Below are 23,967 nucleotides of genomic sequence, written 5' to 3'. Positions count from 1 at the left end.
GTATCGGTTAGGGCCGATAGGTTACAATTCGCTTCAGCATTCCCCGGAATACCATCACGTGCAGTGGATAAATTCCGTACCAATACAATCTTCCCAATAGTCCTCTCGGACGAAAGGTCGCTTTTTGAATAAGCGTCTCGCCCTCAAATCGGAACTCAAGCCACGCCTCTCCCGGCAGTTTCATTTCTGCATACAAAAGTAAGCGCCGCGAAACTTTATCGGCCAATATGACGCGCCAAAAATCCAGCGTATCGCCCGTTTGAATCTCTGACGGATGGCGCCGACCGCGCCGCAATCCGACGCCGCCAAATATCTTATCAATCATGCCGCGGATTACCCACAAAAAATTCATGTAATACCACCCGCGCTTTCCTCCGATCTGCCAAATATTTTCAACGGCCTGTAGAACGTTCGCAACCGAAATTACTCGTTCATCTGAGAGGCAGCCAAATTCAGGAATCTGAATATATTCCTTAAATTCAGGTTCAAATCGTGAATTGGACAGAGCATCGGTCCAGCTTGAAATAACTTCGTTTTGCTCGATTCGTGTAAATGCGCGCCGTATGGATTCATCAAACGATATACAGGGCGTTGCGTCCAGCTCAGTAATATTTCCAACGGCGCATACGACTTCGTTTTTCATGCTGTCAACAAGCGCTTTAGCAAGGGGAAATGACGTGGCGGTTACAAAATATAGCCAGTATGATGATAAGCGAGGGGTCAGAACCGGAATGGTAATGATATAACGTCGATAACCGCGAACTTTGGCAAACTGCATCAGCATTTCCTTGTAGCTTAGAATGTCCGGACCGCCGATGTCAAACACCTTATCATAGGCGAGCGGATGATGGAGAACGGAGTTGAGATAACGTACCACGTCGCGGATGGCGATCGGTTGACAGCGTGAACGAAGCCATTTCGGCGTGATCATGATAGGTAGTTTTTCAACTAGGTCGCGGATAATCTCAAACGAAGCGCTTCCGGATCCGATAATAATGGCTGCGCGCAGCACAGTAAGCGGGACGCCGGATGAGCGCAGTATAGATTCCACGCCGACACGGGAAGACAGATGATGCGACAAACTCGGATCATTTGCAATACCGCCGAGATAAATAATCTGGCGCGCATGGCTTGTCCGGACCCAGTTGGCAAAGTTTTCCGCGCAAACCTTCTCCAGATCTCCAAAATGGCCGTCGGATTGCGCCATGGAGTGAACGAGATAATAGGCGGCGTCGATCCATTGCGGCAGGTTGTCGAATGTTTCGCGTACAGTCATGTCGCAGACGACAACCTCAACTTTATCCCGAATGGAATGCGGTATATGAAGTCTCGCCGGATCTCGAACCGCACAATACACTCTGTGTCCTTTTTCGACTAATGTCGTCAGCAGGCGTCGTCCGATGTATCCGTTTGCGCCGGAGAGAAGAATGTTCATTTTTCAGACCTGTTTATTTTTCAAGTATGGTTAACGATTAAACAACTTCCTTACAATACGTATTATTACGTAAACGCAGACATCCTTCATGGCTGCTTAATTAAATTATTGCTTCCGGAAAATGAGAGATGTACATTTACTGTAAATGGTGTTATTTTAAAAATTTATTTCCATAGAGATTATTTTCTATTCTAAAGGAGGCAGGCTATGGAATCCAACCAAACTCCCTATGATCGGATCGGCGGCGTTCTCATTCTCGTTGCCATCATGCTCATTCTTAATCCCATTCGCATTTTGTACGTAATCCTAAGCGTTTCTTTTCCGGCGTATCAAAGTATTCCTGAATCGATCGCCGCTTTTGAAGTGGTTCTGAACGTAGTATTTCTTCTGTACTCATTGGTCGTACCGGTGTATTTTTTTCAACGAAGAAAAAGTGCGCCTATTCTCATCATTATTTTATTTCTTTTCAATATGTTCTTTGTGGCGGTTAACGGCACGATCACGCAATGGTTGCCGTCGGAGATAGCGGGCGCCGCGCCGAAATTTCGCATTGGTGAATTTACCATCGGTGCGGTTTGGTTTCTGCTGTGGACTGTCTATTTCATGATCTCCAAACGGGCTAAAGGTACATTTATCCGATAAGATCGGTATCCTGATCGGCGGTTTCAAAATGAAATTGAAACAATTCGAGCATTGGGCACAAAAGGAATACAGCCCGAAACAAAGATTAACGCTGGTGATTCCGGCCCTGATATTTTTTTGCATCTTCCTTCCTGTTTTGTTCCTCTCTGCGTCGATCACGGCGGATCGGTCTTGTGAGCTGCCGCTTTTTCATTGGGGTTATTGGAATGGATTAATTGGGCTTGTTTGCACGATAGTGGGAGCCTGGATGGGACTATGGACGGTGTGGACACAATTCGTTTTGGGGCGTGGAACGCCGTCCCCATTTATGCCGACACAAAGTCTGATCATTACCGGGCCGTACCGTTTCTGTCGAAACCCGATGATTCTTGGTGTTTTTACTGCCTACGTCGGGTTAGCGATCTGGGCGGCTTCTCCATCGGGAATCATGATGTGCCTGATATTTATTTTGGTAGCATCTGCGTACATCAAGCTGATTGAAGAAAAAGAACTCGAAGCGCGCTTCGGCTCGACTTATACCGAATACAAGAAATTAACGTCTTTTATTTTTCCGGTTTTCAGAAAAAACAAATGAAGGCGAGTTCGTCGCAGAAAGAGTTACTGCAAGTCCGGAGTGTTCGTTTCATTAATTTCGGTGTGTATACTGCACGAAAATTAACCAAACCCTATTTGATTGAATAATCATGAAAGCGATGATTTTAAATAAGACTGCCGCATTAATTGAAAATTCAAATCCATTAATGATGGCGGCCGTTCCACAGCCGCAGGCGGGAGATAAAGAAATTTTGATCCGGATTTCAGTGTGCGGTGTGTGTCATACGGAACTGGATGAAATCGAAGGAAGAACGCCTCCCACGCGTTTCCCGGTAATTCCCGGGCATCAGGTTATTGGCCGGATTGAGCAAAAAGGGAAAAATGCCTTTCTTTTCGAAATAGGGGATCGTGTTGGTGTCGCATGGATTTTTTCGACCTGCGGGAAGTGTGTTTTCTGCACAAACGGAACAGAAAACTTATGTGAACATTTTAGGGCGACGGGCCGGGACGCCGACGGGGGTTATGCGGAATATATGGCCGTCGATGAACAATTTGCCTACAAGATCCCGGACATTTTTTCCGATGCGGAAGCGGCGCCTCTGCTCTGCGCGGGCGCCATCGGATACCGCTCACTGCGTTTGACCGGCTTGAAAAACGGCCAGAATCTGGGGCTGACCGGATTCGGGGCTTCAGCGCATATTGTGATCCAACTCGTGAAGCATCAGTTTCCCGAATCAAAAATATTTGTTTTTGCCCGAAGCGAGGAAGAGCGTAATTTCGCAATTGAACTAGGAGCCGTATGGGCCGGCGATATAATGCAATCGTCACCGGAAATGATGAACGCGGTTATTGATTCCACACCTGCGTGGAAACCGGTTGTAGAAGCGATGAAGAATTTGAAAGCCGGCGGCCGGCTCGTTATTAATGCAATCCGCAAGGAGCATGATGATAAAAATTGCTTGCTGCAGCTGGATTATGCGCGGCATCTTTGGATGGAAAAGGAAATCAAAAGTGTTGCAAATGTGGCACGAAACGATGTATCGGAATTTTTACAACTGGCCTCAGAAATTCTAATCAAGCCGGAGGTCCTGGAATTTCCTCTTGAAGACGCCAATCGCGCTTTGATTGAATTGAAATATAAACATACCCGCGGAGCGAAAGTGCTTCGAATGCATTGAAAGGTATGCTAATTTAAAAGTTCTTTCAACAAAACCGCTAAATTCGTATACTCTATCGTTCTTTATAATCCGATAATCTACAAGGGATGCCTATGTATTTAAAAGATTTTGAGAAAAAGATTGTTACACGAAATCTTACCTATGAAGACTATGGGAAGGTCACGGAACTGCAGCTGAAGTGTTTTCCGGGTATGAAACCGTGGAGCCAGGAACAGTTTCAAAGTCAATTGGCTGTTTTTCCTCAAGGTCAGATCTGCGTAGAATATGAATCGAAGATCGTCGCTTCATCAAGCAGTCTCATCCTTAATTTTGATTTGTATTCGGAATGGCACAGTTGGCGGGAAATTGCAGATGAAGGGTTCATACGTAATCATGATTCCAAGGGAGACACGCTATACGGGATAGAAATAATGGTGGACCCCGAATATCGGGGATTAAAATTGGCGCGACGGCTATACGAGGCCCGCAAAGAGGTTGCGCGAGAGTTTAACCTGATGCGCATCGTTATCGGCGGCCGCATACCCGGGTACGATAATTATGCGGATCAAATGGAAGCGCGTGAATATGTAGACAAAGTCATTGATAAAAAACTTATTGACCCCGTATTGACCACGCAAATTTCAAATGGGTTCGTGTTGAAGAGATTGATCCCTAATTATATGACGTCCGATGCCGCGTCAAGAGGATTTGCGACTTTTTTGGAGTGGACCAATCTGGATTACGTTCCTCACAAATCGCTTAAATGGGCTCGCGTCGCGCCGGTAAGAATTTGCGCCGTGCAATATCAAATGAGGTCGATAAACGGTTTCGATGATTTTGCCAGGCAAGTTGAATATTTTGTCGACGTCGCATCCGATTATAAATCGGACTTTATAGTATTTCCGGAAATGTTTACAACCCAGCTGTTATCTTTTCTTCCATCAGACCGGCCGGCCTTAGCCATTCGCCAGTTGGCGAAATTTACTTCCAATTATCTCGAACTGTTCAATCGTTTGTCCATAAAATATAATATCAATATTATCGGAGGGTCTCATTTTACCGTCGAAGGAGATGATCTTTATAATATATCTCATCTCTTTCGAAGAGACGGTACTTTGGACAAACAGTACAAACTGCATATCACGCCGAATGAAAAGGTGTGGTGGGGCGTCAAGGCAGGAAATGAATTAAGAGTATTTGATACAGACAAAGGGAAAATATCCATTCAGATATGTTATGATATTGAATTTCCCGAACTGAGCCGGATGGCTGTAGAACAAGGCGCGCAGATCATTTTTGTTCCGTTCTGCACGGATGAGAGATATGGCTATCTTCGCGTGCGTTACTGCGCCCAGGCGCGCTGCATTGAAAACCATGTGTATGTTGCTATCGCCGGCAGCGTAGGAAACCTTCCCGATGTGAAAAATCTGGACGTGCATTACGCACAATCGGCCATATTTTCGCCTTCGGATATTCCGTTTACGCGCGATGCGATCCAATCCGAAGCGACGCCGAATGTGGAAACGATCATTGTGGATGAAGTTGATCTGGAACTGCTGAAGAAAAACCGACAAACAGGCAGCGTGCTGAATTGGCATGATCGCAGGACTGACCTATATCGGGTCATAGATCTAAAAAATCAATAACGACCAGGGTTTCGTGGACATTAATACCAATACAACTATCATTATCCTGAGCGGGCTTGTTCTAGCCTCGTATCTCTTTGATCAATTCAGCCGATGGTCAAAAATTCCATCCGTTTTGCTTTTGATGGCCACAGGAGTTGCCTTGAGCCAAACATCGGCGTATACAGGCATTTATCTGGAAAAAATACGGCCGTATGTGGAGTTTTTGGGCACACTCGGGCTGATCATGATCGTTCTGGAAGCATCGTTAGATTTAAAATTAACCAAAGAACGTGTGCCGCTCATTCGGAATTCATTCCTATCGGCATTACTCATTTTGTTTATATCGAGTTTTTTACTCGCCGGTGTTTTGTACTATTGGATGGAGCAGCCTTTTCGGATTTGTCTGGTGTACTCAATTCCTTTTTCTATCATCAGCAGCGCTATCGTGATTCCGACGGTTGTGCATTTGGCGCCTGATAAAAAAGAGTTTCTAGTATACGAGGCTTCTTTTTCCGACATCATCGGTATTATGCTATTTAACTTTCTCATCACCGAGCGCGTCCTTAAACTCGGCTCTTTGGTAACGTTTGGCGGCACTTTGATTTTAGTGATTCTCATTTCTCTTGTTGCTTCATTTTTGCTTTTCTTTACGCTTGCGCGGATCAAAACGCATATTAAGTTTTTTATGATTTTTGCGCTGCTGTTGATGTTGTATGGGATAGGAAAAATATATCATCTGCCTTCACTACTGCTTATTCTAGTCTTTGGGATTTTGATTAATAACTTTTCCTCTGTCCCGGCTATCGTTACAAAACATGTCGACTTATCCATATTACCCGGCTTGTTGGAACAAATGCGTTCCATTACTGCCGAGTCGGCTTTTCTGATAAGAACCTTCTTTTTTATTTTGTTTGGCTACTCCATAGACATTATTTCTTTGACCCATCCCGAAGTTGTCATGATGGGAACGGCCATCATTCTGGTTTTGCTGGCGGTACGTTTTCTGTATTTGAAAAGTTTTTTAAAAGGAAATCTATTCCCGGAACTATTTTTGATGCCCAGAGGGTTGATTACCATTATCCTGTTTTACAGTATTCCCGAATGGCTTTTATTGAAGAATTTCAATGAAGGGGTCTTGTTTTTTGTCATCATTGCAACGGCGCTGTTGATGATGGTGGGTCTGGCGACCTTCAAAAAAGAAAAAACAGTTGAAATGGAAATAATGTAAATAACGCCACTGAAAAAAGGTCAGTTCAAAATAATAAAATGCTGCGGGCTGCATTATGATCACAAGAATAAAATGGATCGAACGAAATTTTGAGTTGGGTTATCCTTTAGGAATGTTTCCTAATTTTATGGAACGTATCCGCGGCACGCCGGCGCGATTGGAAGAATTGTTGCGCGGAATGCCGAAAGGAATACTGACTGTTAAGCCGGAACACGGTTGGTCAATTCAGGAACATGCCGGACATTTACTCGATCTGGACGAACTCCACAGCGGGCGTGTGGATGATTTTATTTTCCGCGCAAAGACGCTGCGCGCCTGGGACGGAACGAATCGAAAAACGCACGATGCCAATCATAACCGGAATACCATAGACAACATACTAAAGGCTTTTCGCGAGTCGCGAAACCGGTTTATACACCGGCTTGAGAGTCTCGACGATGAAACTCATCAGGTCATCGCACTTCATCCGCGTATCCAAAGACCGATGCGCGTGGTGGATATGGTGTATTTTACGGCAGAGCACGATGACCACCACTTGTCGGCCATCACAGAATTGGGACGCATTGCATCAAAGAAAGGCAAACCGTGACGTTTCAGGAAACAATGGCAGCGTTGGAACGGGTTGGGACTGAGAAATTACGTGCGGCTTACGTTTTACACGGCGCGACGGGTAATTATTTCGGCGTGAGTACTGCGCAATTCAAAAGACTAAAAAAAAAAATAGGTTCCGATCAGCGCTTAGCTCTGGAATTATGGAAATCGAATAACATCGATGCGCAAATACTCGCGACGATGATCGTCGAACAGAATGCGATAAACGAAAGCTTAATGGACGATTGGATTACGCGGATTCATTATTATGCAGTTGCCGATGAGTTTGTTGGTAACGTGGTGGCGCTGTCATCATTTGCAAAATTGAAGATGCTTCAATGGATCAATTCCAACGAAGAATATGTGAGGCGTTGCGGGTATACTGTAATGTCTTACATCGCACATGAGAAGGAAAGTCTTTCTGATGACGAATTCATTCAGCATCTGCACGCCATAGGAAAAGAAATTCAATTGATGGAAAACCGGGCGCGGCAGGCGATGTACGAGGCGCTGATTGCAATAGGACAGCGGAATAAACTGCTGAATATGGAAGCGATGATCGTTGCCTCGCAGATCGGGCCTGTGTATATCGAACATGGCGATAAGAAACTCAAGGCGTCGCACGCAATGGAAATTCTGGCGGACAAAAAATTGCGAGAATCGTTATCATGATTGAAGCCGTGATCTTTGATATGGACGGCATTTTGATCGATTCGGAACCATTCTGGCAGGCTGCCGAGAAAGTGGTTTTTAAAAAAGTAGGAATCGATATTACCGACGATATGTGCCGTCAAACGATCGGCTTACGAATTGATGAAGTGGTACAACACTGGTACCGGCGCTGTCCGTGGAACGGGATGCGGCTGAAACAGGTCCAGGATGAAATTGTAATGGGCGTTATTAACTTGGTGAATCAGCGCGGCGAACTTATTTCCGGCGTTAAATACGCCCTTCGGTTTTTTAAGAATAAAAAAATAAAAATTGCTCTGGCGTCTTCTTCCGATATGGTTTTGATTAATGCTGTTTTGAGCAAGTTCAATTTGCATTCCGAATTTGAAATAATTCATTCCGGGGAAAACGAGATGTACGGCAAGCCGCATCCGGCGATTTATCTTACTGCAGCCAAATTGTTGAATGTTGATCCCACATCCTGCCTTGCTATAGAAGATTCGTTTAACGGACTGATCGCAGCGAAAGCCGCTCGTATGAAGACGATTTGTATTCCGGAACACTGCGTGTGGGATCACACGAAATACGATATTGCCGATGTGAAATTGAAATCATTGGAGGAAATTTCTGAACAAGTAATTAGTATCATTGACTAAAATTAGACTTATCGAGAGCCTTGTTAGCGACTTTAGAATTTCATTACGTCAAATGCCGATTCCAGGGCGTGATATGTCCGAATTGGAAAATACGTTTATGAAATGTCCATAGCTGTATTCGCTTAAATAGAAACATGAAACCATTTTTGATGCGGCGCGTATAAAAGGCGCATTTAATTTAAATTAATAAAAGGAAAAAATATATGCATGATTTCAGGGAATTAAAACAACGACCGGAACGCAAACGCCCGTTTATTTGGTTGTCGGTATTATTGATTATCCTTTTCACGGTTTCGTCGTCGACGAATGCCCAACAGAAGATCCAAAAAGACGAGCGTCTGGGGGTCATTCTTTCGTTAGGCGCGCCCGGTTTCGGGCAGATCTATGCCGGTAAGACCTGGCGGGGAATCGGTATCGCATTTACCGAAGCCATTTGCGCCGGTGTGGTCACCGGAATTGCCGCAGAGCGAAAGGTCATTGTCACCGATATAGAAGGAGACGATTATGAAGTTCGCACCACCAAGATCAAGAAATTGAGCAATGGCGAAGTGGCCGCAGTCGCCTCCGCAGCCGTTGTCGGCGTTGGTGTTTACATCTGGCAATTATTTGATGCGCGCAAGTGTGTACGCAACCACAATAAAGCCCAAGGATTCGATGTGGGTATGACCATGATGGATAAAGGCAGACCCGGCGCCAGTCTGCGTTTGACTTTTTAGTAACGTGTTATCAATTTTTTTGATCAGTTAACGTGTAAGGAGAATGGGTGCCCGAAGAGCACCCTTCTCTGAACACGTAACATAGGGCTGAAGCTCGAGTCAGAAATTTTTCATAATAAAGAACTCGTAATTCTAACCCATTTCAATAATTGCTTGCTATAAAACGGCGAATTACTTAAACTTTTTTGCCGTCCCCATCAATATTTTTTTAAACGCATTTCTATATTTCAACTTTGTTAATAATTTTAACAGCGTAAGTTCATAAAACGAACGGAATCAGGATGCTCAAAAATTTATTCCGCACCAAATCGGTGCAGCATATTCTGGATGAAGCGGAAAAAGGATTATTGGAAGAATCTCATGGCGCGAAGCTGAATCGAACGCTTACGGTGCGCGATCTGACTGCATTTGGAATTGCGGCGGTAGTCGGTGCCGGAATTTTCAGTACGATAGGAAACGCCGCAGCAAGCGGAGGCCCGGCAGTTTCTTTGCTTTTTGTTTTTACCGCTATTGCGTGCGGATTTTCTGCCATGTGTTATGCTGAATTTGCGTCCATGATTCCCGTCGCAGGAAGCGCATATACTTACGCATATGCGTCTTTTGGAGAATTGATTGCGTGGATCATAGGCTGGGATCTTTTGATGGAATATGCGATCGGCAATATCGCAGTTGCAATCTCGTGGTCGGACTATTTCACCGGATTTTTGGCAGGAATCGGATGGGTGCTTCCGGAATACATTACCATGGATTTCTTGAGCGCGCTAAGAGGACACGATCAGGTAGTTCATATGCTCGCGCAAGGCCAGGTCATATCCGACATACCGTATTCGCTGGCGAGCGCATACCATGCATGGGAAAAAGCGCCCGTCCTCGGCCCGCTTCATATTGTTGCGGACGTTCCGGCTCTCCTTATTACATTGCTGATCTCATTACTGATCTACGTGGGTATCCGGGAATCGCGTAATGCGAGTAATATTATGGTGGGAATTAAGCTCGGAATTATTTTTCTCGTCATCACGGTCGGATTTTTTTACATCAACCCGGACAACTGGTCGCCATTTGCGCCCCATGGAGTTACGGGAGTTTTGAAAGGCGTGTCGGCGGTCTTCTTTGCATACATTGGCTTTGACGCGATCTCAACTACGGCGGAGGAATGCAAGAATCCACAGCGTGATCTGCCGCGCGGCATGATCTATTCTCTGCTCATATGTACGGTATTGTATATCATCATCTCATTGACACTGACCGGCATGGTCAATTATTCAGAATTAGCCGTTGGCGACCCGATGGCGTTTGTGTTCAAACAGGTTGGATTAAACTGGCTCAGCGGCGTTGTCGCAATCAGCGCGGTGATCGCAACGGCCAGCGTGTTCCTGGTATTCCAGATCGGGCAGGCTCGTATATGGATGGTGATGAGCCGCGACGGACTCCTGCCAAAACGTTTTGCTAAAGTTCATCCGAAATTTCACACGCCGTCATTCTCTACCGCCATAGCAGGCTTCGTAGTGGCTGTTCCGGCTTTGTTTATGAATCTTACCGAGGTGACCGACCTTACAAGTATCGGAACGCTATTTGCGTTTGTCTTGGTTTGCGGAGGTTCCCTGGTCTTGCAGAATTCAAAATCCGCTCCGACACCCAAATTTAAAATTCCGTATGTGAATAGCCGTTATATCGTTCCCGCGTTGTTGGCGACTGGGATTTATTTGTCTTATCAATATAATGGTGAGGGCTGGAATCAATTCTTCAGTATGCAGGACCCTGCAGGAAAAGAATTCGGTTGGGACGTTTTTAAACACAAAATTCCGATGCTTCTGTTTATTTTGGTATCCTGCGGATTATCTGTTGCCGCCTATGTAAAGAAACTGTCATTGATACCCATTCTGGGCCTGACCAGTTGTCTCTATCTAATGACCGAATTGGGCACGACCAATTGGTTTCGTTTTTCAATTTGGCTTGCCATCGGCCTGGTCGTGTATTTTTCGTTTAGTTATCGCAATAGCAAACTAAATAAATTAACTCAAACCGGGTGAAACAACTTTACCTTGGTCAACGTAATACGGAACACCAGTTTTTACACTTCTAGAGATGAATTTATGTCAAATTCATGTGCGACGTTAGCTCTCGTATTCTTACTTATTTTCACTTCGTTTGCCCCGGCTTGTGGGCAATCCGGAAACAGCAGTGGATTGGCAGTCGACATAGATGGCAATCGTTACCATACTGCGCAAATTGGTACACAGGTTTGGATGACTGAAAATCTTCGCGTTACACGAACCTGCGACGGAGAGCCCGCCGTATCTTATCTGCCTAACAACGATTCAATTAATGTGAGGATTTACGGCCGTTTATATGATTGGCACACGGCCATTCGAGTTGTTCCGAAAGGTTGGCATTTGCCCACCGATGATGAATGGAAAATACTTGGAGAGTACTTGGGTGACCTTGGAGCAGCGAAACTGAAAGATAGCTTATATTGGCACACCGACAAGAACGCTACCAATGAAACAGGCTTTTCTGCCAGGCCGGCAGGATATTGGAATGAAAATGGATTCGACAATCGATTTGGTTTGACGGCCGTTTTTTGGTCATCGACGCAGGTGGATTCTCACTTTGTTTGGTCAAGGACAGTCAGTGCCAAACATGACACTTTGCGAAGGGCTCCTCAACATCCACAATATGGATTTTCTATTCGTTGTATCAGAGATCTTAATTAAATACCAATCCTTAAAAGAAGAGATAATTAGTATAAAGCCAATCGTAGTAATTTTTAGTGTTTTATTTCTGGCATCCCATGCTCATGCGCAGAATGTACATGTAGTTTCTTTTCAGGAACTTGTTACATCGTTAAATAAACAGAACGACACCACGTATGTGTTCAATTTCTGGGCCACATGGTGCAGTCCATGCGTGGAAGAATTACCGCATTTTGAAACGGTGAATGAAACATATAAGAACGAAAAATTGCAAGTGGTTTTGATCAGCCTGGATTTTAAATCGGAACTTGAAAAAAAAGTGATTCCGTTCGTGAAGAAAAAAAATATCCGATCGGCCGTTGTTTTGCTGGACGAACCCGATGCCAATTCCTACATAGATAAGGTCAGTCCGGAGTGGTCCGGTGCGATTCCTGCAACGTTGATCGTCAACTCGAAGAAAAATATACGGGTTTTCTATGAGAAGAAATTTTCGTTAGAGGAACTTCAATCCCTGATACAATCCATCATTGAAAGGAATTAAATATGAAAAAAAATACCGTTAGCTTTTTATTTGCGTTTTTACTTTTGGCCGGAAATCTCTTGGCTCAAGGTTATAAAGTCGGGGATAAAGCGCGTGACTTTAGCTTGAAAAATGTGGACGGAAAATATGTGTCGCTGAAAAATTACGGAGATGATGTCAATGGATTCATCGTCACGTTCACCTGCAATCACTGCCCATATTCCAAAGCCTACGAAGATCGGATCATTGCGTTGGACAAAAAATTTGCATCTCTCGGATATCCCGTGATCGCAATCAATCCGAACGATCCGACGGATTATCCTGAGGACTCGTTCGATAATATGATCACGCGCGCCAAAGAAAAGAAATTCACCTTTCCTTATCTCGTAGACGAAACGCAGGAGATAGCCAGAACGTACGGCGCCACGCGCACGCCGCACATGTATGTTCTTCAAAAAACATCAGGCGGCCTTGAGGTGGTTTACATAGGCGCCATTGATGACAATACCGAGAACGCCGATGCTGCAAAAAATAAATACGTGGAAGCGGCAATTAACGCGCTGATTAAAGGACAGAAGCCCGCAGTTAATTTTACTAAAGCGATCGGATGCACAATCAAATGGAAGAAGAGTTGAAATAAATTGGATAATGAAAATGAAGGATAGTGCGGAATTTAATTTTGTGAAAACATTTAATTGGCCTTCTTAATCATGATACCAAGGCCCAAACTGAAAAACCGGTACGATTTATCGTGAAATGATTTACTGGCGAAATTTGCTGAGGCAAGCAGAATAGTGGATCCCGTTGACAGCGAAGCGCCCGCTCCAAGTAAGTAACCCCATCCAATATTTGATTTTTCGGTTCCTTGGTCGTTTGAAGAAATGCGCAAAAACGCAGGGCCGATATCTCCACGGATAAATAAGCCGGAACCAATTTGTCCGTCGAGATAATGGAAAACGCTGAAAGACGGCTGATAATATTCAACCTGGAGCTTTTCACTATAGGCGCTGTAACGATCGATATCGACCTGCATCACGCCGCCGATTAAAGTCAATTTTTTGTAACTAAAGTAATAGCCAACAGCATCAATATGTAAAGGTATGTGCGCTGATTCAGGAACGCGTGAAGCAAAAGAAGCCCGGCTGGCTAGAGGCTCCGTGTATTTTGGAAACATATAATTCACGCTGCCATAGAAATAGCGGGGTTTTGCTTCCTGTGCAGTGATATCATGACAATAAACCAATATCCAGGCTGCAAAAACAATTGAGAAAAATTTCATATTCACTATCTCCTCTACAGTTGAACCTATATACTCAAGCCGAAGATTTATGTTTCAAAAAAAATAATAATGCAACCGCAAATAGAATTCTACGTAAAAATTTCAAATCATACGTGAGATAATTATGATTCGCTTTTCTGTATTTGTTTTATTCTTCGGTCTTTGCGCTTGTGAACAAACATCTGGCGTTTATGTCAACAGGCAGGATATTAACGATGTTGTTTTATCCGCAGGATTCCATACGGAGTCAGCGAGAATGAGTGACGGAAATGATTTACTTTACGGATTGTGGGTTCCGGTCATTCCACAAAATAAAAAAGTTCCGCTCGTTATTGCATTACATTATGCAGGCCCCGCAACGCCCTATCGCGGAAACAATTACATGCAGGTTTTGGTGCAACCGGCATTATCAGATTTGGGAGCTATTATCGTAGCGCCGGACGCGCCCGGAGAATCATGGTTAGACAAAAAGAGCGAGCAAGCGGTAATGTCTTTTATATCAATGGCCATAGACGAATGGCCGGTGGATCCTCAGAAAATCATTATTACCGGATATAGTATGGGTGGTATTGGGACGTGGTACTATGCCGATAAATATTCCGATATTTTTTTTGCAGCGATTCCGATGGCATCAGAGCCTGTCGGATTTCTGACGGGGGCAGTTCCGCATTATGTCATTCAAGGTCAGCATGACGAACTCTTTGGCACCGCTTCCGTTCGTCGAGCAGTTGAAGTTATGCATTCAAACAACCGGCGCGCAGAGCTGGTGATCGCAGACGGGTTGGGCCACTATGAGGCTAACTCCTATGTGTCCTATTTGCAGCAAAGCATCGCGTGGATTACTGACACAACGGCTACCGTAAAACAAAATCTCCGGAATTGAATCTGCTATACCCGTATGTTTCTCAAAGCCTTCTCAAGGTCGGAATAGAGAAACTGATACTTATTCTTCAAGAGCTTATCCGGAACGGCTTTTTGGCCAGCCAGAAGAAACTGAGCGAATTCCCCAACGGCCAATTTCAATACAAATCCTGGGACGCGCATTATAGAAGGACGGCCCATGACTCTGCCGAGTGTTTTACAGAAATCATTCATCGTGACCGGACTAGGCGCCGTCAGATTGACCGCGCCGGTAATTTTTTCGTTCATCAAAACAAATCGAATGCTGTCAATTACGTCGTCCCGATGGATCCATGGAAACCATTGCTTGCCGGAGCCCAGCGGCCCGCCGATAAAAAATTTGAACGGAAGAATCATTTTCTCCAGCGCTCCGCCGCCGCCGCCGAGGACAATTCCGATTCGCAAACAAACAACACGAACGCCCAAACGATCCGCTTGATGCGCTTCATCTTCCCATTGTTTGCTCAAGATTCCCAGAAAATCGTTAGAGGCAGGATACTTTTCTGTAACCGTATCGTCCGGCACATCTCCGTAATAGCCGACTGCGCTTGCGTTAACCAGAACGGACGGCCTGTCGGATGATCCTTCAATCGCCTGAACGATCACACGAGTTGCATTAATTCGGCTGTCGCGTAATAGTTGTTTTTGGGATTCGTTCCATCGACTAGCCGCTAAAGATTCTCCGGCCAGATTGATTACAGCGCCTGAACCATTGATAGCATTGCACCAATCGCCGGTTGAATGCGCATCCCACTTAATCGCATTCACACTACTGCCAAACGTGTTCCTTGCCTTATTGGGATTCCGTGTAAGTATAACGATTTTGTGTTCATCTGCCAGTAGCTTATCAATCAACTTTTGACCGATGAATCCGGTTGCGCCGGCTAAAACGATTTTCATAAAATACTCCGCGTTTCAATTCACCTGTTAAGAATGGATGCTATTGAATATCGTTTCGATTGCTCGATAGCGAAAATCAAAAATTTTTTGTAATTGTCTGTGCACCAGAAGCCAATGAACCAGTTGGCCGAAGATGCCGAACGGGAGCCGGTATCGTACCGTGTCTGTCATTTCAGTCATCCCTTTTGTTTCACGAAAAACATGTGTATGGTGCCATAAGGAATAAGGACCAGTGATTTGTTCGTCAACAAAACGTAACGGCGGTTCATAGTCCGTAATTTTAGTTTTCCATCGAACCGGTATGCCAAGCCATCGTATGGTGTATTCAATCACGGTGCCGGATCTCATATCGATTGGCAATGGCGTCTTTATAACAAACCGTAACCATGGCGGTGTAATTATCGAAAGGTTTTCAGGCGATTCAAAAAACTCAAAGACCTTAGCCAATGGGCTACGAATTACCTGGGTTCTTTTCAGAAGATAGGTTTTCAATGATCTGAATGAAATAGTTATTTTAGATAAATGTATCCTAATTTACTCTATTCAGTTGAATGCTCAATACGAGTTATTACGTAATATTCAGCCCCTTGTATTTTCATTCCAAAACGGTTATTATTCAAACGCTAAAATAAACTCAACATCCAACTGACACACAGATCGAAAATAATTTTCGGGCTCATAGTGCCTCTTTGATTTCTGCGGCCTGCTTTATCACTCAGGAGTATTGTTTCATGACCGAACATGACATCATTAGATTAATCGCAAAAGAGTTATCCATTACTGAACGGAATATTCATGCAACGGTGGAACTGCTTGATCTCGAAAACACGGTTCCTTTTATCACACGTTATCGAAAAGAAGTTACGGGCAGTCTGGATGAAAATCAGATACGCGGTATTCTTGATAAGGTGACGTACTATCGCGCCCTCGAAGCTCGAAAAGAAACGGTTCTAAAGTCCATTGACGAACAGGGGAAACTGACTGAAGAACTCAGGAAGAAAATTGAAAGCGCTGCAAAATTACAAGAGCTTGAAGATCTCTACCTGCCTTTCAAACCAAAACGTCGAACCAAAGGAATTATTGCGAAGGAGAAAGGCCTTGAACCTTTGGCTCTCATAATTTTGGCTCAGGAAGTGATACGGGGCGCTGTCGAGGATTATGCGAAAGAATATATTAGCGTTGAAAAGAAAGTGGGGTCTGTCGAAGAGGCTCTGCAGGGCGCGCGGGATATAGTCGCAGAAATGATCAGCGAAGATGCGGGCGTTCGTAAAGTCATTCGTGAATTCACCAAAGACGATGGAATTCTGATTGTGGAGAAAAAAGCGGAAGATGACAAAGATTACGAAATGTACCACGATTACAAAGAAGCGATTAACAAAATGCCGCCGCATCGCATTCTGGCGGTCAATCGCGGCGAACGTGAAGAAAAACTCCGAGTCAACCTCAAGGTGGATGAAGAAACTTGTTGTAATTTGATTGGTAATCGATATATAAAAAAACAAAAATCGATATTTCGTGAACAAGTTGTCGAAGCTATTCAGGAAGGCTATTACCGTCTGATCGCTCCTTCTATCGAACGGGAAGTGCGTGGCGAGTTCACCGAAAAAGCGGAAGAACATGCTATCGGTGTTTTTGGAGTCAATCTGAAAAATTTACTCCTTCAGGCTCCGACCAAAGGCAAAGTTATCATGGGCATCGACCCGGGATTCCGTTCAGGTTGTAAGGTTGCAGTGATCGACGAAACCGGTAAGTATCTCGCCGGCGATACGATTTATCCGCATGAACCCCAGAAAGAAATTCATGCGTCGATAAAAATCATAGAGAATTTCGTCAAAAAATATTGGGTGACAGTCATTTCAATCGGAAACGGAACAGCGTCGCGGGAAACCGAAGCCATGGTTACAGATATTATTGCCGATTTGAAAAAGGAGAAGGGGGAGCTGGAGTTGGTCTATACTATCGTCAGTGAAGCCGGCGCATCGGTCTATTCAACATCGAAGATCGCGAAGGAGGAATTTCCTGACCTTGACGCGTCTCAGCGCGGCAATATTTCTATTGCAAGACGCTTGCTTGACCCACTTGCTGAATTGGTTAAGATCGATCCTAAATCCATCGGCGTTGGACAGTATCAGCATGATCTCAATCAGAAACGTTTAGCCGATACGCTGACGTCCGTAGTCGAATCTGCAGTGAATTATGTTGGCGTCAATCTAAATACGGCCTCCGCATCCCTGCTGACCTATGTTTCCGGGCTTTCGTCTAAAACGGCTACGTCGATCATTCGATTCCGGGATGCCAAAGGCAAATTTGTGCGGCGCGAACAATTGCTGGAGGTCAGCGGCATCGGACCGGCAGCTTTTCAACAATGCGCGGGCTTCCTGCGAATTCCTGACGGAGAGAATGTATTAGATAACACATCCATTCATCCGGAATCCTATCTGGCAACGGAAAAACTGCTTAGTAAATTTAGTATTGTTGATCCAAAAATTGCAGGAAATCTCCTTGATCTTCAATTAAAGAATTCAAATCTTCCTCTTGAAAATATTGCGGGCGAAGTTGGCGTGGGCTTGCCAACCTTGAAGGATATTCTTGAAAACTTAAAAAAACCCGGGCGCGATCCGCGAGAAGAAATGCCGAAACCGATTTTCAAGTCCGATGTGTTGAAAATGGAGGATCTGCGGGAAGGCATGACACTCAAAGGAACTGTTCGAAACGTAGTTGATTTTGGCGCTTTTGTGGATATCGGAGTCAAACAGGACGGGCTGGTTCATATCAGCCAGTTGTCCAACAAGTACGTGAAGAACCCGATGGAAGTCGTAGCAGTGGGCGATGTGGTGGACGTAAAGGTTCTGGGCGTGGATATTGCCAAGGGGAGAATTCAATTGACCATGAAGATGTAATTGGTTAAACTTTGCATCAATTCGAGTAACCGCTGCACAATTTCCACGTTAATAACTTCTTAATGCTGCGGAACGTTGACGGAGAATTGTCATGAAGACACAAATTATATTAACCCGAGAATTATTGAATTACGGGCCAAAGGAGCCTTGGTTGTGAAACAAGAAAAAAGCGGAAAAGCTGTGAAAGATGTTTATTATTTAGCCGATTTGTAAGTTGATAGCATTCACGGTGTTCACGGTGTTTACGATGTTCACGATGGTCGCGATGGTTACGATGATCACGATGATCACTGATAATTATATAACTTAAGGAAAAAACTATGCGACTACTTCTCATCAGCAATTCCACCAATTACGGCGGCGGTTTTCTTGATCACTGCGCCGGCGAGATCAAAGATTTTCTTGGCGAAATTAGATCGATCTTATTTGTTCCATACGCCCTCAATGATCTGGACGGCTACACGGCCAAAACCCGTGAGCGCTACGCAAAGATGGGTATTGATGTTCGTTCCATTCATGAATTCAAAGATCCCGGTGAGGGCGTGAAAACCGCCTCAGCAATTCATATCGGCGGAGGAAATACATTTCGTTTGTTAAAACGAATGTACGACGAGAAAATAATTACGGTCATACGGGAAAAAGTTCAAAACGGCATGCCTTACATCGGCGCAAGCGCCGGAACCAATGTTGCCACCGTTTCGATCAAGACGACCAACGACATGCCGATCGTGTATCCGCCGACATTTGACGCGCTGGGGCTCGTGCCGTTCAATATCAATCCGCACTATATTGATCCGGATCCGAATTCTACCCATCAAGGCGAGACACGCGAACAGCGAATCAATGAGTTCCACGAAATGAACGATACCGTCGTCGTGGGTTTGCGCGAAGGAGCTTGGCTTCGCATCGAAGGCGCATCCGTTATGCTTGGAGGGATCAACGGTACGAAAATTTTCAGGAAAAATGAAGTACCGGCCGAATATAAGCCAGGCGCCAATCTGGATTTTTTGTTGAAGTAACTCACGGCCTTCGGAATTAATTCAAAAAGTACAATAAAAAAAAGTCACCCTTCGACAAGTCAGGGTGACTTTTTTTAGAAATCTGATTTTATCTTCTTACATGTGTTTGATCATTGCATCTGCAAATTCGCTGCACTTGATCTCTTTTGCGCCGTCCATTAAGCGGGCAAAATCGTATGTAACGGTCTTGGCAGCTACAGCCCCTTCCATGCCTTTGACGATCAGGTCGGCCACTTCAGTCCAGCCCATATAACGGAACATCATTTCGCCAGAAAGAATTACCGAGCCGGGATTCACCTTGTCGAGATCGGCATATTTTGGAGCCGTTCCGTGCGTCGCTTCGAATATCGCATGCCCCGTGACATAGTTAATATTAGCGCCGGGCGCAATCCCGATGCCGCCAACCTGCGCGGCAAGCGCGTCGGAGAGATAATCGCCGTTCAAGTTAAGCGTGGCAATCACATCATAATCGCGCGGACGAATCAGAGTAAATTGCAGACTCACGTCGGCAATGGAATCTTTAATGAGAAGCATGGATTTCCACTTGCCGTCGCCATGCGTATCCCATAATTTCAGCGCCGCTTCAACTTCCTTCGTAATGTCGTTTTGCTGTGCCGGCGACATCATGTCAAAACCGGGGTCGATCGCCTTGGCGTTTTCTTCCACGCTCAGGTTGGCGTTTTTTTCTTTATTTCCCAGAATCCATGTTTCGCGTTCGGTAACGATCTGGTTTCTGAATTCACGCGCGGCCAGTGTGTAACCCCAATCCTTGAAAGCGCCTTCCGTAAATTTCATAATATTGCCCTTGTGTACGAAATTCACGCTCTTGCGTTTATTCAGCAGCGCCCACGTGATTGCGGCGCGAACCAGACGTTCAGTACCTTCGACGGAAACCGGCTTGATCCCTATACCGGCTGTATCCGGGAATCGCATTTTAGCGTATTCTTTTGGAAAGGCTTCCTTAAAAACCTGTTTGAACTTTTTATTGTCCTCTGTGCCGTATTGAAACTCGATGCCGGTATAGATATCCTCAGTATTTTCTCGGAAAATAACCATGTCCACATATTCAGGATGAATGACCGGGGAGGGAACGCCTTTGTACCAACGAACCGGGCGCAGGCAAACATACAGATCAAGCAGTTTACGAAGCGCTACATTCAGCGAGCGGATGCCGCCGCCGATCGGCGTTGTTAATGGTCCTTTGATGCCGACCAAAAATTCCTTAAAAGCTTCGACCGTCTCATCCGGAAGCCAGCTTTGGGACATCTTAAATGATTTTTCACCGGCGTACACTTCCATCCAGTGCATCTTGCGTTTTCCGCCGTAAGCTTTCGCAACCGCAGCGTCAAAAACGCGAACCGATGCCCGCCAGATGTCACGTCCCGTGCCGTCGCCTTCGACGAATGGTATAATTGGATTATCCGGTACTTTCAGTTTTCCGTTGTCAATAGTGATCTTTGCGCCGTCCTTTGGCACTTGAATATCCTTGTACATAATCAGTCTCCTGATATTTTAGTTGAATATGATTTGAAACTTTTTAGTCTTCTTGAATTCAGAATTTCGGTCAATTAATAGCCGAATTCTAAGATTAATAGTCTAATTTTCGTAAAAAAAATCTCAATAAACTATGACTTTCGTCATGATTTTGCACTTTTTTTTGAGTGTGGCAGCTGAAAACATACCCAGTCCCTTCAGTTTTAAATGAGGCTAAGGAGGGGTTGCATTTGGCACACACTTTTTTTATAATTCGTGCGCTGTAGTTCTCGGAAACCATTTCCGCTACCGCATTAAGTTACCTGCTCATCGGGTTGGCTCACAAAGTCATGCTGAGCCCTTCGGCAGGGCTCAGGAGCAGCTGTCGAAGCATGACAAACGATCAATAAAATCAGCCTTCGACAAGCTCAGGCTGACAAGTAATTCGCTAACTGTGAGAGAATCCGATAAGCGCATTAAGTTATGTAACCCGTATCGCACGCAATCGACGTTTTTTATTTGCGTCCATCTGAGCCATTTGCGGGAATATTTACACTCAAGGAAAGAACATGTCAGAAAAACCGGAACAGAGAGCAGACGCAGCCAAATACGACTTTAATGAAATCGAAAGAAAATGGCAGGATTATTGGGAAAAGAATCAAACATTCAAGACCACCGAAGACCCGTCATTTCCAAAAGATAAACGGTATTACGTGCTTGATATGTTTCCGTACCCATCGGGCGCGGGCTTGCATGTCGGCCATCCGGAGGGATATACCGCGACGGATATCATTGCACGGTATAAACGTATGAAAGGGTTTAACGTCCTGCATCCGATGGGCTGGGATGCTTTCGGCTTGCCGGCGGAGCAGTATGCCGTCAAAACCGGCGTTCATCCCGCTATCACCACACAGCAGAATATCGACACGTTTCGCCGCCAGCTGAAAATGTTCGGGTTTTCCTATGACTGGGACCGAGAAGTCAATACCACCGATCCAAAATATTTCAAGTGGACGCAATGGATCTTTTTACAGCTGTACAAACGAGGGCTTGCCTATATCGCCGAAGTTCCTGTGAACTGGTGTCCGGAACTCGGCACTGTACTCGCCAATGAAGAAGTACCGGAACAGATCGAAAAAGGGTTTACGGTAGTTCGAAAACCGATGCATCAGTGGATGCTGAAAATTACAAAGTATGCAGATCGGCTTCTTGAAGATCTTGAATTGGTTGATTGGCCGGAAAGCATTAAAGATATGCAGCGCAACTGGATCGGGAAAAGTGAAGGCGCAGAGATTCACTTCAAGATCAAAGACGTTTCCGATACTCTTTCGGTATTCACCACCCGTCCGGATACGATTTTCGGGGCAACGTACATGGTTCTGGCGCCGGAACATCCTCTGGTGGAAAAAATTACTGTTTCCGAACAAAAGAAAATTGTCAATGAGTACAGACGCAAAGCCGCGCTCAAAAGTGATATGGAACGGACTGAACTTGCAAAAGAGAAATCCGGTGTATGGACAGGCGCGTTCGCGATCAATCCGGCAAATCAAAAAGAAATTCCGATCTGGATTGCGGATTATGTTTTGATCAGTTACGGTACGGGCGCGATCATGGCGGTTCCCGGGCAGGACGAAAGAGATTGGGAATTTGCTGAAATGTACAAATTACCGATCCTTCGCACGGTTCAGCCGCCCTCGGGTTTTGACGGTAAAGCGTATACCGGAGACGGTCCGGCAATCAATAGTGATTTTCTTAATGGGCTTATGATCAACGATGCCAAGAAAAAAACCATCGAATGGCTTGAGAAGAAAAGTATGGGCAAGTCGAAAATAAACTATAAACTCCGCGACTGGCTTTTTTCGCGTCAGCGATATTGGGGAGAACCTTTTCCTCTGATACATATGGAAGACGGCGCCATCAAGCCGCTGGAGGAATCTGAATTGCCGCTGATGCTGCCGGAACTGAGTTCCTACAAGCCGGCCGGAACCGGTGAATCGCCGCTTGCCGCGATGGAATCGTGGGTGAATACAGTTGATCCATCCAGCGGAAATAAAGCCCGCCGCGAAACCAATACCATGCCGCAGTGGGCGGGTTCATGCTGGTATTATCTTCGGTACTGCGACCCCCACAATGAAAAAGTTTTTTGCGATCCTGAAAAAGAAAAATACTGGATGCCTGTTGATACGTATATCGGCGGCGCGGAACATGCCGTGCTTCATTTGCTCTATGCGCGTTTCTGGCACAAGGTTCTGTATGATATGGGATTGGTTTCAACGAAAGAGCCGTTTGTGAAACTTGTAAATCAAGGTCTCATACTTGGCGAAGACTCCCAGAAGATGTCCAAGTCTCGCGGCAATGTGGTTAATCCCGACGATATTATTTCCAAATACGGAGCTGACGCCGTTCGATTGTATGAAATGTTTATGGGGCCTTTGACACAAGTGAAGCCCTGGAGTACGAATGGAGTTGAAGGTGTGTATCGTTTTCTCCAGCGCGTATGGCGGCTCTACATCGATGCGGAGGGAAGGATCAGTTCACAACTTCAAGATATCGAACCGTCGCAGGAACTGAAAAAAATTCTCCATAAAACGATCAAGAAAGTCAGCGGCGATATTGAAACACTAAGCTTTAATACGGCCATTTCACAAATGATGATTTTTGTCAATGAGATGACGCCGACGACAGTACGTCCTAGAAAGATCCTTGAACCGTTTGTACTGGTGCTAGCGCCTTTCGCGCCCCATCTTGCGGAGGAACTATGGGAAAAATTAGGCCATACAACGTCGCTGGCAAGAGCTTCATTCCCGGAGTATAATGAAACATTAACTGTGGATGATGAAATTACGGTGGTTGTACAAGTGAATGGAAAATTGCGCGATAAACTTTTTGTCGAAAAGGGCGCCTCGAAAGATGTTCTCGAAAAGATGGCAAAAGAAAAGGCAGGACATTGGATCGAAGGAAAAGCAATTGTGAAAATGATCGTCGTGCCGGATAAATTAGTAAACATCGTAATCAAAGGTTAACTTA

General features: G+C 45.0%; 22 protein-coding genes. 17 read left to right on the top strand and 5 right to left on the bottom strand.

The window, feature by feature from the left end; genetic code table 11:
• Positions 1-7: 7 nt before the first annotated feature.
• Positions 8-1,435, bottom strand: coding sequence for an SDR family oxidoreductase (locus F9K33_06220; protein KAB2880239.1), 1,428 nt, complete (start codon positions 1,433-1,435; stop codon positions 8-10).
• Positions 1,436-1,642: 207 nt separating this feature from the next.
• Here F9K33_06220 and F9K33_06215 point away from each other — a divergent pair, with 207 nt between their 5' ends.
• The 13 genes from F9K33_06215 to F9K33_06155 all read left to right on the top strand — a co-directional run bounded on the left by F9K33_06215 (position 1,643) and on the right by F9K33_06155 (position 13,104).
• A complete protein-coding gene (locus F9K33_06215) occupies positions 1,643-2,077 on the top strand; it encodes a DUF2569 domain-containing protein (protein ID KAB2880238.1) in 435 nt (144 codons plus the stop codon).
• A gap of 28 nt (positions 2,078-2,105) precedes the next feature.
• Positions 2,106-2,651, top strand: coding sequence for an isoprenylcysteine carboxylmethyltransferase family protein (locus F9K33_06210; protein ID KAB2880237.1), 546 nt, complete (start codon positions 2,106-2,108; stop codon positions 2,649-2,651).
• A gap of 109 nt (positions 2,652-2,760) precedes the next feature.
• A complete protein-coding gene (locus F9K33_06205; GenBank protein KAB2880236.1) occupies positions 2,761-3,789 on the top strand; it encodes a zinc-dependent alcohol dehydrogenase family protein in 1,029 nt (342 codons plus the stop codon).
• 92 nt (positions 3,790-3,881) lie between these two features.
• Positions 3,882-5,414, top strand: coding sequence for a GNAT family N-acetyltransferase (locus F9K33_06200; protein ID KAB2880235.1), 1,533 nt, complete (start codon positions 3,882-3,884; stop codon positions 5,412-5,414).
• Positions 5,407-6,624 carry a sodium:proton exchanger gene (locus F9K33_06195; protein ID KAB2880234.1) on the top strand — a complete coding sequence of 406 codons (1,218 nt, stop codon included), beginning with the start codon at positions 5,407-5,409 and terminating at the stop codon, positions 6,622-6,624. The genes F9K33_06200 and F9K33_06195 overlap by 8 nt, the downstream gene beginning before the upstream one ends.
• A 55-nt stretch (positions 6,625-6,679) precedes the next feature.
• Positions 6,680-7,213, top strand: coding sequence for a DinB family protein (locus F9K33_06190; protein KAB2880233.1), 534 nt, complete (start codon positions 6,680-6,682; stop codon positions 7,211-7,213).
• A gap of 14 nt (positions 7,214-7,227) precedes the next feature.
• Positions 7,228-7,887, top strand: coding sequence for a DNA alkylation repair protein (locus F9K33_06185; GenBank protein ID KAB2880232.1), 660 nt, complete (start codon positions 7,228-7,230; stop codon positions 7,885-7,887).
• On the top strand, positions 7,884-8,540 hold the full coding sequence (gene hxpB / locus F9K33_06180; GenBank protein ID KAB2880231.1) for a hexitol phosphatase HxpB: 657 nt from the start codon (positions 7,884-7,886) through the stop codon (positions 8,538-8,540). Before F9K33_06185 ends, hxpB begins: the two co-directional genes overlap by 4 nt.
• Before the next feature lie 203 nt (positions 8,541-8,743).
• Entirely contained in the window at positions 8,744-9,256 is a 513-nt protein-coding gene (locus F9K33_06175; protein KAB2880230.1) for a hypothetical protein, read from the top strand.
• Positions 9,257-9,537: 281 nt separating this feature from the next.
• Positions 9,538-11,286 carry an amino acid permease gene (locus F9K33_06170; GenBank protein KAB2880229.1) on the top strand — a complete coding sequence of 583 codons (1,749 nt, stop codon included), beginning with the start codon at positions 9,538-9,540 and terminating at the stop codon, positions 11,284-11,286.
• Positions 11,287-11,349: 63 nt separating this feature from the next.
• The gene (locus tag F9K33_06165; GenBank protein KAB2880228.1) at positions 11,350-11,970 is read left to right on the top strand and encodes a hypothetical protein; all 621 of its coding nucleotides are present in this window, start codon (positions 11,350-11,352) and stop codon (positions 11,968-11,970) included.
• Positions 11,897-12,490 (top strand): TlpA family protein disulfide reductase, encoded by a 594-nt coding sequence (locus tag F9K33_06160; protein KAB2880227.1) that lies wholly within the window; start codon positions 11,897-11,899, stop codon positions 12,488-12,490. The genes F9K33_06165 and F9K33_06160 overlap by 74 nt, the downstream gene beginning before the upstream one ends.
• A 2-nt stretch (positions 12,491-12,492) precedes the next feature.
• Complete coding sequence (locus F9K33_06155) at positions 12,493-13,104, top strand: thioredoxin family protein (GenBank protein ID KAB2880226.1); 612 nt, start codon at positions 12,493-12,495, stop codon at positions 13,102-13,104.
• A gap of 56 nt (positions 13,105-13,160) precedes the next feature.
• Here the strand turns inward: F9K33_06155 and F9K33_06150 are convergent, their stop codons facing one another.
• A complete protein-coding gene (locus F9K33_06150; protein KAB2880225.1) occupies positions 13,161-13,748 on the bottom strand; it encodes a hypothetical protein in 588 nt (195 codons plus the stop codon).
• A gap of 124 nt (positions 13,749-13,872) precedes the next feature.
• Here F9K33_06150 and F9K33_06145 point away from each other — a divergent pair, with 124 nt between their 5' ends.
• Positions 13,873-14,631, top strand: a complete 759-nt coding sequence (locus tag F9K33_06145; GenBank protein KAB2880224.1) for a hypothetical protein — start codon at positions 13,873-13,875, stop codon at positions 14,629-14,631.
• 5 nt (positions 14,632-14,636) lie between these two features.
• Here F9K33_06145 and F9K33_06140 read toward each other — a convergent pair whose 3' ends face one another.
• Both F9K33_06140 and F9K33_06135 read right to left on the bottom strand, forming a co-directional pair.
• Complete coding sequence (locus tag F9K33_06140; protein KAB2880223.1) at positions 14,637-15,548, bottom strand: TIGR01777 family protein; 912 nt, start codon at positions 15,546-15,548, stop codon at positions 14,637-14,639.
• A gap of 27 nt (positions 15,549-15,575) precedes the next feature.
• Entirely contained in the window at positions 15,576-16,025 is a 450-nt protein-coding gene (locus F9K33_06135) for an SRPBCC family protein (GenBank protein KAB2880255.1), read from the bottom strand.
• A 254-nt stretch (positions 16,026-16,279) separates the two neighbouring features.
• Here F9K33_06135 and F9K33_06130 point away from each other — a divergent pair, with 254 nt between their 5' ends.
• A complete protein-coding gene (locus F9K33_06130; GenBank protein KAB2880222.1) occupies positions 16,280-18,448 on the top strand; it encodes an RNA-binding transcriptional accessory protein in 2,169 nt (722 codons plus the stop codon).
• Positions 18,449-18,768: 320 nt separating this feature from the next.
• A complete protein-coding gene (gene pepE, locus F9K33_06125) occupies positions 18,769-19,467 on the top strand; it encodes a dipeptidase PepE (protein KAB2880221.1) in 699 nt (232 codons plus the stop codon).
• Positions 19,468-19,563: 96 nt separating this feature from the next.
• Here the strand turns inward: pepE and F9K33_06120 are convergent, their stop codons facing one another.
• Positions 19,564-20,961: an NADP-dependent isocitrate dehydrogenase gene (locus F9K33_06120; GenBank protein ID KAB2880220.1), complete on the bottom strand. Its 1,398-nt coding sequence runs from the start codon at positions 20,959-20,961 to the stop codon at positions 19,564-19,566.
• 548 nt (positions 20,962-21,509) lie between these two features.
• On the opposite strand from F9K33_06120, the gene F9K33_06115 reads away from it, so the two are divergent.
• A complete protein-coding gene (locus F9K33_06115; protein ID KAB2880219.1) occupies positions 21,510-23,963 on the top strand; it encodes a leucine--tRNA ligase in 2,454 nt (817 codons plus the stop codon).
• Positions 23,964-23,967: the final 4 nt, after the last annotated feature.

It is taken from the genome of bacterium (assembly GCA_008933615.1).
Taxonomy (GTDB): domain Bacteria; phylum CLD3; class CLD3; order SB21; family SB21; genus SB21.
This window is presented reverse-complemented; position numbering and strand designations above follow the sequence as displayed.